Consider the following 12,801-nt stretch of genomic DNA (forward strand, 5'->3'; position numbering starts at 1 on the left):
ACCCCCCTTATCCTTTAAATTCATCCTATTTCAGCAGGAGTTCTCCCTGTTGTTCAACTTTTGTACACGTAATGAATACAGATGAATAAAAATAAAAATCCACATGTTATGCGAATGACTATTATTATAGTAGATAATAGGATTATGTACAGTAAAAGCAAATGTGTGGACAACCTTTTGAACAGGAAAATCAAACTGTCCACAACTTTATCCACAGCATGTGTATAACTTTATAATCCTTATATGTTATTAACGAGTTAAAACACAACAAGCATATCAAAAAAAAGTAAGCTTGGCAACGGATGATTGTCACTTATCCACAACGCCCATACCTTGTGTAAAGTAGTTGTCCACAACACTAGATTTTGTGTAAAAGTTGTCGATAAATGGTGTGGATAATGAAAATCGTGTCGAAAAAGATGTCCACAGGCTAAAAATAAATTTCATTTCTATATCAAAAGCAAAAATGAAGAATAAAAAAGGATAGTGCAGCAGATCGAGGACTTCTTTGAAACTTTTTTAAATCCATCTTGACAAAAGATATAGCAAGTCTTTATACTTTATTAGACTGTCTTTTATAAGATATATCCTCAGGGAGGTGTAATATATGAAACCTACATTCCAACCGAACAACCGTAAGCGTAAGAAGGTACATGGTTTCCGTGCTCGCATGGCTACTAAGAACGGTCGTAAAGTTCTTGCTCGCCGTCGTCAAAAGGGAAGAAAAGTGTTATCTGCATAGGCCACTGACATCAGTGGTCTTTTTTGCTTTTATGGCACAATTCCGCTCGCTTTAAAATTGATTAAAAATCCTATTGTAAACGGTTTTTTGAGTGAAGAATGTTTTACATGACAAAAATTTACCGATACTGAGGAAGATCGATTAGAAGAGGAATGTGATTGCTGAAATTTATGGAGTGTTAAATTGAATGAAGAAAGAACAGCGCATCAAAAAAAATGAGGAATTTCAAGAAGTCTTTAAAAAAGGAAAATCAACGGCTAATCGCCAATTTGTAATATATACATTAAAAAAAGAAGACCAAGATGTATTTCGAATCGGTCTTTCTGTGAGCAAAAAGGTAGGAAAAGCAGTAACGAGAAATCGAATCAAACGATCGGTTAAAGAAATCTTTTATAAATATAGTGAGCAGCTGCTCGCCAGCAGGGATTATGTCGTTATTGCAAGAATACCTACTGCAAATATGGATTTTCACGAAATGGAAAAAAGCTTACTTCATGTTTTAAACAGGGCTAACGTATTAAAAAAGAAGGTGTAAGTTCAATGAAATCCTTTTTTATAGGAATAATCCGATTTTATCAACTTTGGATTTCTCCTTTAACGCCGCCTTCTTGTCGCTTTTATCCGACATGTTCCTATTATGGTATCGAGGCCTTTAGCCGCCACGGAGTGATAAAGGGAATGTGGCTGACTACCGTACGAATTTTAAAATGTCATCCTTTTCATCCAGGTGGCGTTGACCTCGTACCAGAAAAAAGAGACAATAAATAATTGAAAGTAAGTTTACGATCTTAAGGAGGATAAGAGTGTGCGTAAGAAAATAGGTTTAATGATTGCCCTTTTCGCACTCATGGCTGTCCTATCAGGTTGTGGGAATATGAAGACTCCCATCACAGCTGACAGCACGGGAATTTGGGACCAATATTTTGTTTATCCATTATCATGGTTAATTACTTATGTAGCTGATTTGTTTGGTCAAAACTACGGACTGGCGATCATACTCGTTACATTGCTCATCCGTACAGCTTTATTACCATTAATGATTCAACAGACTCGCAGTTCAAAAGCTATGCAAGCCGTTCAGCCTGAACTTCAAAAACTGCGTGAAAAATACAAATCAAAAGATGCAAACAGCCAGCAAAAGCTTCAACAGGAAACAATGGCTCTATTCCAAAAGAATGGTGTAAACCCATTAGCAGGGTGTTTGCCTTTACTGATTCAAATGCCGATCCTTCTAGGTTTCTACCACGCAATTATGCGTACTGAAGAAATTAAGCATCATAATTTCCTTTGGTTTGACCTTGGAGTTGCAGATCCTTATTATGCATTGCCGATTCTTGCAGGTATCACAACGTTCCTGCAGCAAAAAATTATGATCGGCGGTATGGATAATCCAAATCCGCAAATGAAGATGCTCTTATACATCATGCCAGTTATGATTGTTGTTTTTGCATTAAAATTCCCAGCTGCATTATCATTATATTGGGTGATCGGTAACATTTTCATGATTGCACAAACGTATTTTATTACGGCCCCAATGAAAAAAGATGAAAAACAAGTTGATGGGGGAGCTAAAAAGTGAAAAAGGTACAGGTAACAGGGAGAACGGTTGAAGAAGCAGTATCATCAGCGCTAGAACAACTTCAGACTTCAAAAGATCAAGTGGAAGTTACAATTGTTGAAGAATCCAAAAAAGGTTTTTTTGGCCTCGGACAGAAGCCTGCAGTTGTTGAAGTTACAGTGAAAGCTGATCCTGTTAAGACCGCGATAGACTACCTTCAGGATGTTACATCCAAAATGGGGGTACCCGTTACCATTACCGAGCGGCAGGAGAATGATCTTCTTGTTCTGGAATTATCCGGAGAAAAAATTGCCATCTTGATCGGTAAACGCGGGCAGACGCTAAACGCTCTTCAGCTTTTAACGAATATGGTTGCCAATTCAGATCCTTCAAGCAAGCATGTAAAAATTGTACTTGATGCTGAAAACTATCGCAGCAGAAGACAGGAATCGCTAGAAAGGTTAGCACTGCATTCCGCTCAAAAAGTATATAATACGAAAAAGAGTTTTGCGCTTGAACCTATGCCATCAAATGAACGTAAAGTTATTCACTTAGCATTGAAAGAAAACCGAGATGTAGAAACAACGTCTGAAGGAGTAGAACCATTCCGCAAAGTGGTGATCCGTCCGACGGTATCAATCAGAAAATAAAGTGAAGCTTCAGAGGTATTCCTCTGGGGCTTTTTGTTTACTCTGGGCTCATAATGCGATACACTATTTTTTATTGTGGATATTTATGTCCATTTTTAGCAAAATGCGAAAATATAACTTATCAAATAAGATGATTATTGATATAGAAGCCGATTTTTATTGATCGTAATAGTTATAACTGAGATCTGACTAAAGACTAGTTGAACCGCCAGCTAAGTTTTCTTAATAATCCATTATCACAGCTGCCGATTAAGGTCATACTAAAGGATAATTTATATAGAGCGTTATAAGGAAAGCCGGGGTGAAAGACAATGGAATATGACACAATTACAGCTATTTCGACCCCAATGGGAGAAGGAGCTATTGCTATTGTTCGTTTAAGCGGACCAGAAGCAATCCAAATAGCTGATCAAGTTTATAAAGGGACAAAAGCGCTTCTAGATGTTGATACACACACTATTCATTATGGAAAACTCGTTGATCCGAAAACGGAAAAAGCTGTTGAAGAAGTGATGGTAAGCGTGATGCGTGCACCGCGGACTTTTACCCGTGAAGATGTGGTGGAGATTAATTGCCACGGAGGACTTGTTTCTGTGAACCGGGTTCTTCAGCTCATTCTGCAGCAAGGAGCAAGATTAGCTGAGCCAGGTGAGTTTACAAAACGAGCCTTTTTGAATGGACGAATTGATTTATCACAAGCGGAAGCGGTCATGGATCTTATTCGGGCAAAAACAGATCGTGCCATGAATGTGGCGCTCAATCAGATGGAAGGAAGACTTTCATCATTAGTGAGCAAACTTAGACAGACGCTTTTAGAAACCATTGCACATGTTGAAGTGAACATCGATTATCCAGAGTACGATGCGGAAGAAATGACGCATACTCTTTTAAATAAAAATCTGCTGCTTGTAAAAAAAGAAGTAGAATCTATTTTACAAACCGCACAGCAAGGGAAAATACTCCGTGAAGGGCTTTCAACGGCGATTATCGGAAGACCAAACGTCGGAAAATCTTCCTTAATGAATGCACTCGTTCATGAGAATAAAGCGATTGTTACCGATATCGCGGGAACGACGCGTGATGTCATTGAAGAGTATGTCAATGTTAGAGGAGTCCCTTTACGATTAGTTGACACGGCTGGAATACGGGAAACCGAAGATATAGTGGAACGAATCGGTGTTGAAAAATCAAGAAAAGTCTTAAAAGAGGCTGATTTGATTTTGCTTGTTCTAAACGGAAATGAACCATTATCAATTGAAGATGAAAACTTATTTCTTGCCGCAAAAGGGCTTGATAAGATTATCATCATTAATAAAACAGACCTCCAGCCACATTTAGACATAGATAAAGTAAGAACTTTAGCAGAAAACGCTCCTGTCATTTCCACTTCATTAATAAAAGAAGAAGGTATTGACGAATTAGAGCAAGCTATTGCAAGCCTCTTTTTTGAAGGAGGTATAGAAGCACAGGATTTAACATACGTTTCTAACTCACGGCACATCGCTTTATTGCAGCAATCCATCCATCATATTGACGAAGCGCTTGGCGGAATAGAAGCCGACTTGCCGATTGATATGGTACAAATCGATATTACAAGAACGTGGGAGATACTTGGAGAGATTGTAGGAGATACGGTATCAGAAAGCCTGATCGATCAATTGTTCTCACAATTTTGTTTAGGAAAATAAGAAAAGGAGGTTATTCACATGGGATATGAAGCAGGTTCATATGATGTCATTGTGGTGGGTGCAGGTCACGCTGGTGTAGAAGCGGCTCTGGCTTCAGCCAGAATGGGCGCAAAAACACTGTGTCTCACTTTAAATTTAGACACAATTGCTTACATGCCATGTAACCCATCAGTAGGCGGTCCTGCTAAAGGAATTGTGGTACGGGAAGTGGACGCTCTCGGTGGTGAAATGGCACGGAACATCGATAAAACACATATTCAAATGCGGATGTTGAATACAGGTAAAGGTCCTGCAGTACGCGCTTTGCGTGCACAAGCTGACAAATATTTATATCAGCATGAAATGAAAAAAACGATGGAAAATACGAAAAATCTAACCCTCCGTCAAGGAATGGTTGAACGCCTGATTGTTGAAGATGGTGTTTGTAAAGGTGTTATTACAAAAACCGGCGCGGAGTATGCAGCAAAATCTGTTGTGTTAACGACAGGTACGTATTTAAGAGGAAAGATCATCATTGGGGAACTTGCTTACGAAAGCGGACCGAACAATATGGCTCCATCCATTAATTTATCGTATCATCTTCAAGAACTAGGATTTGAAATGGTCCGTTTCAAAACGGGAACACCGCCGCGTGTGAACAGTAAAACAATCGATTACTCTAAAACAGAAATTCAGCCGGGGGATGACGTGCCGCGCGCATTTTCTTACGAGACAACGGAGTATATAACAGACCAGCTTCCATGCTGGCTGACATATACGGGTGATGAAACACATCAGCTTATCAACAGCAACCTGCATCGATCACCGATGTATTCTGGAATGATTGAAGGAACGGGTCCAAGGTACTGTCCATCGATTGAAGATAAGATTGTTCGCTTTAACGATAAGCCAAGACACCAGATTTTCTTAGAGCCAGAAGGCAGAAATACAGAAGAAGTTTATGTTCAAGGTCTATCAACCAGCTTGCCGGAAGATGTGCAGAAGAAAATTCTTTCAACGATTCCAGGGCTGGAGAAGGCAGAGCTGATGCGTGCTGGATACGCAATCGAATATGATGCGATCGTACCGACCCAATTATGGCCGTCACTTGAAACGAAACTTGTAAATGGGCTGTTTACTGCGGGGCAGCTAAATGGAACGAGCGGATATGAAGAAGCTTCAGGACAAGGCCTTATGGCTGGAATCAACGCTGCATTAAAAGTACAGGAAAAGGATCCTCTTATCCTGGACAGATCTGAAGCATATATTGGTGTGCTAATCGATGATCTTATTACAAAAGGAACGAATGAGCCTTATCGTCTATTAACATCAAGAGCAGAATACCGTCTATTGTTAAGACATGATAATGCAGACTTGCGTTTAACGAAAAAAGGTTATGATATCGGTTTGATTTCTCAAGAACGCTATGAAAAGTTCGAAGAGAAAAAGGGACAAGTCGCAAAAGAAATCGAGCGTCTTGAACATATTGCCATCAAGCCATCTGATGAAGTACAGAAGGCACTTGCAGAAGCTCAGTCGACACCATTAAAAGAACCAATGTCTGCTTCTTCTTTATTAAAGCGTCCTGAAATCACTTATCCGGTGATTCAGAAGTTAGCACCTGCAGATACTTTATTGAGTGAAACGGTTTCTGAGCAGGTCGAGATTCAGGTGAAATATGCTGGTTATATCGATAAGCAGCTCGCTCAAGTGGAACGTATGCGAAAGATGGAAGACAAAAAGCTTCCTGTTGATCTTGATTATATGGCCATCAACGGATTAGCAACTGAAGCGAAACAAAAGTTGAGTGAAGTTCGCCCGCTTTCTGTTGGTCAGGCATCTAGAGTATCAGGTGTAAATCCTGCAGATATCTCCATTCTGCTGATTTATTTAGAACAAGGAAAACTGGCGAAGATTGCCCGTTAAGGGGGAACGCAAAATAATGAATATCGACATGTTTCAATCATCCCTGGATGAAAAAGGGATCGTGTTATCTGAGCAACAGCTGAAACAATTTGAAACGTATTACGAATTGCTAGTTGAATGGAATGAAAAAATGAATCTAACTGCGATTACAGAAAAAGAAGAAGTGTATTTAAAACATTTCTACGATTCCGTAACAGCAGGATTTCACTTTAACTTTCAGCAAGATATCACCGTATGCGATGTGGGAGCAGGAGCTGGTTTCCCTGCAATTCCGCTTAAAATATGTTTCCCTGAAATTCGTTTAACCGTAGTAGACTCATTGAATAAACGAATCGGTTTCTTACAGCATGTAGTTAATGAACTAGGATTAAAACATGTTACTATGCATCACGATCGGGCTGAAACTTTTGCTCACCGGCCGGAATTCCGTGAACAATTTGATCTAGTAATGGCAAGAGCAGTTGCGAGACTTTCCGTATTGTCAGAGCTTTGTCTTCCTCTTGTAAAGAAGAATGGGCATTTTTTAGCCATGAAAGGTGCGAATCTGCCTGAAGAAGTTAAAGATGGAGAGAAGGCTGTTAAACTTCTAGGCGGAAAAATAAAAGACGTGCATTCGTTTTTATTGCCTATTGAAGAAAGTGAACGCAATATCGTTATTATCGATAAAGTCAAAGAAACACCTAAGAAATTCCCGCGTAAACCGGGAACACCTAACAAGTCACCCATCCAGTAGTCTAGAATGCCGTGTTTCACGTGAAACGCGGCTGGTACATAAAAAGAAAGATTTTTACAGACTTGCAGGATATTAGGACTAGTGGGAAGAATTAGTTAACAGGCAGATTACTAAAGGTGGTGTATTCGCATGAAGCATCCTTTTTCACGTTTATTCGGCATCGGCGAAAAGAGCCAGCAAACCTTAGATCCAGAACCAGCTGAAAAAAACGACAACGAAGAAGTACTTCAGATTCCGGTTCAACAGATTACTCCCAACCGGTTTCAGCCTCGAACAGTTTTTATAGATGAACGAATAGGGGAATTAGCACAGACCATTGAAGCACATGGGATTATTCAACCTATTGTTGTCCGTGCATACGGGGAAGAACAATTTGAATTGATCGCTGGGGAGCGAAGATGGAGAGCTGTGCAAAAACTAGGCTGGGAAACGATTCCGGCGATCGTAAAAGACATGGATGATTCACAGACAGCGTCTGTTGCATTGATTGAGAACCTGCAGCGTGAAGAGTTAACCGCCATTGAAGAAGCGATGGCCTACGCAAAGCTTCTGGAGCTCCATGGATTGACTCAAGAGGGGTTAGCTCAAAAGCTCGGGAAAGGACAATCAACGATAGCTAACAAGCTTCGATTGTTAAAGCTTCCTCAGGCTATCCAGGATGCGTTGCTGCAAAAGAAAATTACTGAGCGGCATGCACGTGCATTGATCATTTTAAAAACTCCAGAGAAAATGGAGTTCATTTTAAATGAGATTCTTGAGAAACAATTAAATGTAAAACAAACGGAAGATCGCGTTAAGAAATTGATTGAAGCGGAAACGGCGGAGAAAAAGCCGCAGGCGCGCCGCAAATCTTTTAGTAAAGATATGCGTTTGGCAATCAATACGGTCAGACAATCTGTAGATATGGTTGTACAAAGCGGTCTATCCATTGATACTGAAGAAGAAGAACATGAGGAATTTTATCAATTTACGATTCGTATTCCTAAAAAGTAGAACGAAAAGCCATCCGTTTTTTAGCGGGTGGTTTTTAATTGGCTTTTAAATGAACTTAAAGAAAAAAACTCTTTTTTTCCTTATTTCAAGAAGTCATTTTAAAATCTTCATGATAGAATAATAGATAATTGATTGTTCATAAAGTGAGGTAGGTGACAAAGTGGCGAAGATCATTGCAGTAGCCAACCAGAAAGGCGGTGTCGGAAAAACGACAACGTCAGTCAACCTTGGTGCATGCTTAGCATATTTCGGAAAAAAGGTATTGTTAGTAGACATAGATCCTCAAGGCAATGCCACAAGTGGTGTTGGCGTAGATAAAGGAGATATAGATCAATGCATCTATAATGTTCTTGTAGAAGATGCAGAAGTTAAAGATGTTATTGTGGAAACTATCTGTGAAGGTTTACATATACTCCCTTCAACGATTCAACTCGCTGGAGCGGAGATTGAGCTCGTTCCAACGATTTCCCGTGAAGTTCGTTTGAAAAGAGCTTTAGACCAAGTAAGTTCCGGTTATGATTATATCATTATAGATTGCCCGCCATCACTGGGGCTGTTGACGATTAACTCATTGACTGCATCAGATTCAGTAATCATTCCCGTTCAATGTGAGTATTATGCCCTAGAAGGCTTAAGCCAGCTATTGAATACAGTACGGCTTGTTCAAAAACATCTAAATACTGATTTAATGATTGACGGGGTTCTTCTCACGATGCTCGATGCCCGTACTAATTTAGGCATTCAAGTAATCGAAGAAGTGAAGAAGTATTTTCAAGATAAAGTATATGAAACCATTATACCGAGAAACGTCAGACTCTCAGAAGCGCCGAGCCATGGAAAGCCGATTATTATTTATGATCCGAAATCCCGGGGTGCAGATGTTTATTTAGACTTTGCGAAGGAAGTGATTGGCATTGGTGAAAGGGTTAGGTAAAGGGCTTCAGGCGTTGCTTCCGCAGACAGAAGCCAATGAAGAAGCAGAAGTTATGGAAGTTAGTATTAAAGAATTAAGACCCAATCCATATCAGCCGCGAAAAGTATTTGATCCGAAAGCAATTGATGAGTTAAAAGATTCGATTTTAGAACATGGAATTTTGCAGCCAATCGTTGTTCGGAAAAGTATAAAAGGTTATGAGATTGTGCTTGGAGAGAGAAGATATCGTGCGGCATCTCAAGCAGGCTTGAAAACCATTCCCGTCATAGTTAAAGATTATACAGAGCAAAAGATGATGGAAGTCGCTTTGATTGAAAATCTTCAACGCGAGGACTTAAACCCCGTAGAAGAAGGACAAGCTTACCAAAAGCTGATTGATCACTTAAAAGTGACACAAGAAGAACTATCCGTAAGAGTCGGAAAAAGCCGACCGCATATTGCAAACCATATCCGTCTGCTGCAGTTGCCGAAACCTGTTCTGGAGCTATTGTCTAACGGCCAAATCTCAATGGGACATGGACGGGCTTTACTAGGATTAAAGAAAAAAACCAAGATGCAGCAATTGGTTCAAAAGACCATGGAGAATGGTTTAAATGTTAGACAGCTTGAAAAACTTATCCAGGACATTAACCGGAATGTTTCACGTGGAACAAAAAAGAAAACAAGCGAAAATAATGTATTTTTACAAGAAAAAGAATCGTCATTGCGTGATCGTTTAGGCACAGCTGTAACGATTAAGAAAACGAAACGAAAAGGAAAGATTGAGATCGAATTCTTTTCACAGGATGACTTAGAGCGTATTTTAGAAATTTTAGAGCAGTAAGGAAAACCATCTAACAGGGTGGTTTTCTTTTTTACACGGAAAAGCAAATCAAACTAGAATGGCAAACGATAGGGATAGGAGACAGAGATATGTCATTGTTAGGAACAATTGTGAACGGTATTGCCATCATTTTTGGAAGCTTCTTAGGATTATTTTGGTCAAACATATCCGAAAAGATCAAAAATACGATTTTACAAGCGATGGCATTAGCGGTTTGTATTTTAGGAATTGGAATGGGTTTGAAAAGTGAGCAATTTCTAATCGTCATTGCAAGTGTTGCTGTTGGTGGAGCATTAGGCGAATGGTGGGATTTAGAGGGGAAGTTAAACCATATCGGGAAATGGCTCGAAACAAAAGTAGGCAAACAGGATCAAGGATCTGTAGCTACAGGTTTTGTAACGGCGACACTCGTGTTTGTGGTTGGAGCGATGTCTATAGTAGGAGCATTGGACAGCGGCTTGCGCCATCAGCATGATGTCCTTTACACAAAGGCATTGATCGATGGCTTTTGTGCGATACTTTTTACATCAGCACTTGGAATCGGAGTAATGTTTTCGGCAATTCCTGTCATTTTGTATCAAGGTGTTATCGCTTTACTAGCAACACAAATCGACCGTTTTGTTTCTAAGGAACTCATGGATGCGCTAATCGTAGAAATTACAGGAACAGGCGGAATCATGATTGTAGCGATCGGATTGAACTTGCTGGGAGTAACACAAATTCGAGTAGCAAATCTTCTGCCAGGATTAATCATTACAACAATTCTTGTTTTCATCGTAGAAAAATGGGATCGTATTCTTTCTTTTTCACAGGGGTTATTTTAAAAGCTGTTTTCTAAAAGATTGTGTTTTGCGGGACTTCTCGAAAACGAACTTCACATTTTCTTCGTGCGATATAATGCTGCCGAAGCGTTCCTTGCCCCGCGGGAAACGAGCATCTTGTAACGGAAATCAACCACTTCCGTGAGCAACAAAGTATGCGAAAACAGCCGCTGTTATCATTAGGATAAGAGCGGCTGTTTTGTTATTGTATTTTATATATATCAGCGGGACGGGTTTCTGTTTTATGCAGCATATTTTTTTGTTGTATTTTCTTTCGCAGACAAGCCATATGAAGAGAGTCGGCGATTAAGTCAGCCATCTTCATCACGATGCTGAGCCGGGTGTTCTGCAAAACAAAATATTCCATAAATCCACTCACGTTCACGATTCCGGTTATATGCATATCACCTACTGGCGGAAGCTGTTTGTTCACACCTGCTCCTGGTTTTACAGGGCCATCACCGATCGAAATCATCCCTACGTGGTTTAGCCGGCCCAGACAAGCATCAATTCCAATAATAAAAGCTCCTGGGTGTTCCGTGTTAATCCATTTCAGCTTTTCTTCCAAATTGACTGCGTGAACCGGGTCGTCTAGTGTACCGTAAACAAAAAACGGAAATGTATCTTTGTTATGAAGTTTTGCTCCTACCAGCGGGCCTAATGCATCACCTGTTGATCTGTCAGTTCCAATGCAAACTATAACAATCGGCTGGCGGATTGCTTCCGGAAGCATGGACAATATTTGCTCTGTAATTTGAAGTGAAGCTTCCTTGTTTTCATGGTGCATTTTATATTGAACAGGTTTCCCTAATCCAAGCTTCCGTTTGAGGAACATAACATCCTCTCCTTTATAGTGGTACTACTTAGTATACGGAGGAATTAGTTTTCCTATACATGGTAGAATAGAATAATCACAGACTTTTGTTAAGACACTATACCCGTTAAAGCGTTGCTATTAACCGAATAAATTTTTCATACAAGTTTTTAGATGTAACATTGAATTTCTATGTAAAAGCTGATTAAATAATTTCATAATCAAAGAGAGGATGGAAGCTGCCTTGGAAAATCCAGTTGAAGCTGCTGAGCAAGCAGTAACAATATTTTCAAATAAAGAATGGTGGGAAATGATTGCTACAAAAGGGTTAAAGATTTTGAGCATTATCATTTTAGTAATTATCATTAAGTATGTAGTTAAAGCAGCCATTACAAACATTTTTAAAGTAAGACTAAAATCTCCTTTGCGCTTAAGTGAACGTAGAGAAAATACGCTATACAGACTCCTTAACAATATAACATCGTATGTCATTTATTTTATGGCATTTCTGACTATATTAGATGAGTTTGGAGTGGATATTAAAGCGATTCTTGCCGGAGCTGGAGTTGTCGGTCTAGCGATTGGGTTCGGCGCTCAAAACCTGGTTAGAGATATTATCACAGGATTCTTTATCATCTTTGAAAATCAATTTTCGGTCGGTGATTATGTTAGAATTATTGGCTTTGAAGGAACGGTTGAAGAAATTGGTCTAAGGACAACTAAAATTAAGAGCTGGACAGGAGAATTACATATTCTGCCGAATTCGTCTATCACAGAAGTTACGAATTTCTCTATTCATAACAGCATGGCAGTAGTTGATGTGAGTATCGCCTATGAAGAAGATATTGATAAAGCACAGAACATCATTCAAGAAGTAGTTGCAAAAGTGAAGCCGAATTTCCCTGAAATGGTGAAGGATCCTGAAGTGCTTGGCGTTCAAATGCTGGGAGCGGGTGCATCAGAAATCGTCATTCGCGTTGCAGCTGAAGTTCTTCCAATGACACACTTTAAAATTGCCAGGGAACTTAGGAAAATTTTAAAACTTGAACTGGATAAAGCAGGTATCGATATCCCATACCCTAAGATGGTAACCTATCAAAAAGATAAATCGCCAAAAGAAAAACTATAACGGAGGGCTGA

The 12,801-nt window shown here is 39.6% G+C and carries 14 protein-coding genes; 13 read left to right on the top strand and 1 reads right to left on the bottom strand.

Features of this window, described 5'->3' with window-relative positions; genetic code table 11:
* Window positions 1-607 precede the first annotated feature (607 nt).
* The 12 genes from rpmH to RGB74_RS00060 all read left to right on the top strand — a co-directional run bounded on the left by rpmH (window position 608) and on the right by RGB74_RS00060 (window position 10,850).
* Complete coding sequence (gene rpmH / locus RGB74_RS00005; RefSeq protein ID WP_007201576.1) at window positions 608-742, top strand: 50S ribosomal protein L34; 135 nt, start codon at window positions 608-610, stop codon at window positions 740-742.
* A 187-nt stretch (window positions 743-929) separates the two neighbouring features.
* Complete coding sequence (rnpA, locus tag RGB74_RS00010) at window positions 930-1,277, top strand: ribonuclease P protein component (protein ID WP_310760948.1); 348 nt, start codon at window positions 930-932, stop codon at window positions 1,275-1,277.
* Between the two features lie 5 nt (window positions 1,278-1,282).
* Window positions 1,283-1,510: a membrane protein insertion efficiency factor YidD gene (gene yidD, locus RGB74_RS00015; protein ID WP_310760949.1), complete on the top strand. Its 228-nt coding sequence runs from the start codon at window positions 1,283-1,285 to the stop codon at window positions 1,508-1,510.
* A gap of 37 nt (window positions 1,511-1,547) precedes the next feature.
* Window positions 1,548-2,321 (top strand): YidC family membrane integrase SpoIIIJ, encoded by a 774-nt coding sequence (gene spoIIIJ, locus RGB74_RS00020; RefSeq protein WP_310760950.1) that lies wholly within the window; start codon window positions 1,548-1,550, stop codon window positions 2,319-2,321.
* Window positions 2,318-2,950, top strand: coding sequence for an RNA-binding cell elongation regulator Jag/EloR (jag, locus tag RGB74_RS00025; protein WP_310760951.1), 633 nt, complete (start codon window positions 2,318-2,320; stop codon window positions 2,948-2,950). The genes spoIIIJ and jag overlap by 4 nt, the downstream gene beginning before the upstream one ends.
* Window positions 2,951-3,261: 311 nt before the next feature.
* A complete protein-coding gene (gene mnmE, locus RGB74_RS00030) occupies window positions 3,262-4,638 on the top strand; it encodes a tRNA uridine-5-carboxymethylaminomethyl(34) synthesis GTPase MnmE (RefSeq protein WP_310760952.1) in 1,377 nt (458 codons plus the stop codon).
* 18 nt (window positions 4,639-4,656) lie between these two features.
* Window positions 4,657-6,543: a tRNA uridine-5-carboxymethylaminomethyl(34) synthesis enzyme MnmG gene (mnmG, locus tag RGB74_RS00035; protein WP_310760953.1), complete on the top strand. Its 1,887-nt coding sequence runs from the start codon at window positions 4,657-4,659 to the stop codon at window positions 6,541-6,543.
* Window positions 6,544-6,559: 16 nt separating this feature from the next.
* Window positions 6,560-7,276: a 16S rRNA (guanine(527)-N(7))-methyltransferase RsmG gene (rsmG, locus tag RGB74_RS00040; RefSeq protein WP_310760954.1), complete on the top strand. Its 717-nt coding sequence runs from the start codon at window positions 6,560-6,562 to the stop codon at window positions 7,274-7,276.
* A gap of 129 nt (window positions 7,277-7,405) precedes the next feature.
* A complete protein-coding gene (noc, locus tag RGB74_RS00045; RefSeq protein WP_310760955.1) occupies window positions 7,406-8,269 on the top strand; it encodes a nucleoid occlusion protein in 864 nt (287 codons plus the stop codon).
* A gap of 160 nt (window positions 8,270-8,429) precedes the next feature.
* Complete coding sequence (locus RGB74_RS00050) at window positions 8,430-9,203, top strand: ParA family protein (protein ID WP_310760956.1); 774 nt, start codon at window positions 8,430-8,432, stop codon at window positions 9,201-9,203.
* Window positions 9,184-10,026: a ParB/RepB/Spo0J family partition protein gene (locus tag RGB74_RS00055; protein WP_310760957.1), complete on the top strand. Its 843-nt coding sequence runs from the start codon at window positions 9,184-9,186 to the stop codon at window positions 10,024-10,026. The genes RGB74_RS00050 and RGB74_RS00055 overlap by 20 nt, the downstream gene beginning before the upstream one ends.
* A gap of 89 nt (window positions 10,027-10,115) precedes the next feature.
* Window positions 10,116-10,850, top strand: coding sequence for a DUF554 domain-containing protein (locus RGB74_RS00060; RefSeq protein ID WP_310760958.1), 735 nt, complete (start codon window positions 10,116-10,118; stop codon window positions 10,848-10,850).
* Window positions 10,851-11,049: 199 nt separating this feature from the next.
* Here RGB74_RS00060 and yyaC read toward each other — a convergent pair whose 3' ends face one another.
* Window positions 11,050-11,682 carry a spore protease YyaC gene (gene yyaC, locus RGB74_RS00065; protein ID WP_310760959.1) on the bottom strand — a complete coding sequence of 211 codons (633 nt, stop codon included), beginning with the start codon at window positions 11,680-11,682 and terminating at the stop codon, window positions 11,050-11,052.
* 289 nt (window positions 11,683-11,971) lie between these two features.
* Between yyaC and RGB74_RS00070 the strand changes: the two genes are divergently transcribed.
* On the top strand, window positions 11,972-12,790 hold the full coding sequence (locus tag RGB74_RS00070; RefSeq protein ID WP_310762944.1) for a mechanosensitive ion channel family protein: 819 nt from the start codon (window positions 11,972-11,974) through the stop codon (window positions 12,788-12,790).
* The last annotated feature ends 11 nt before the right edge of the window (window positions 12,791-12,801 follow it).

It is taken from the genome of Bacillus sp. NEB1478 (assembly GCF_031582965.1).
GTDB lineage: Bacteria > Bacillota > Bacilli > Bacillales > Fictibacillaceae > Fictibacillus.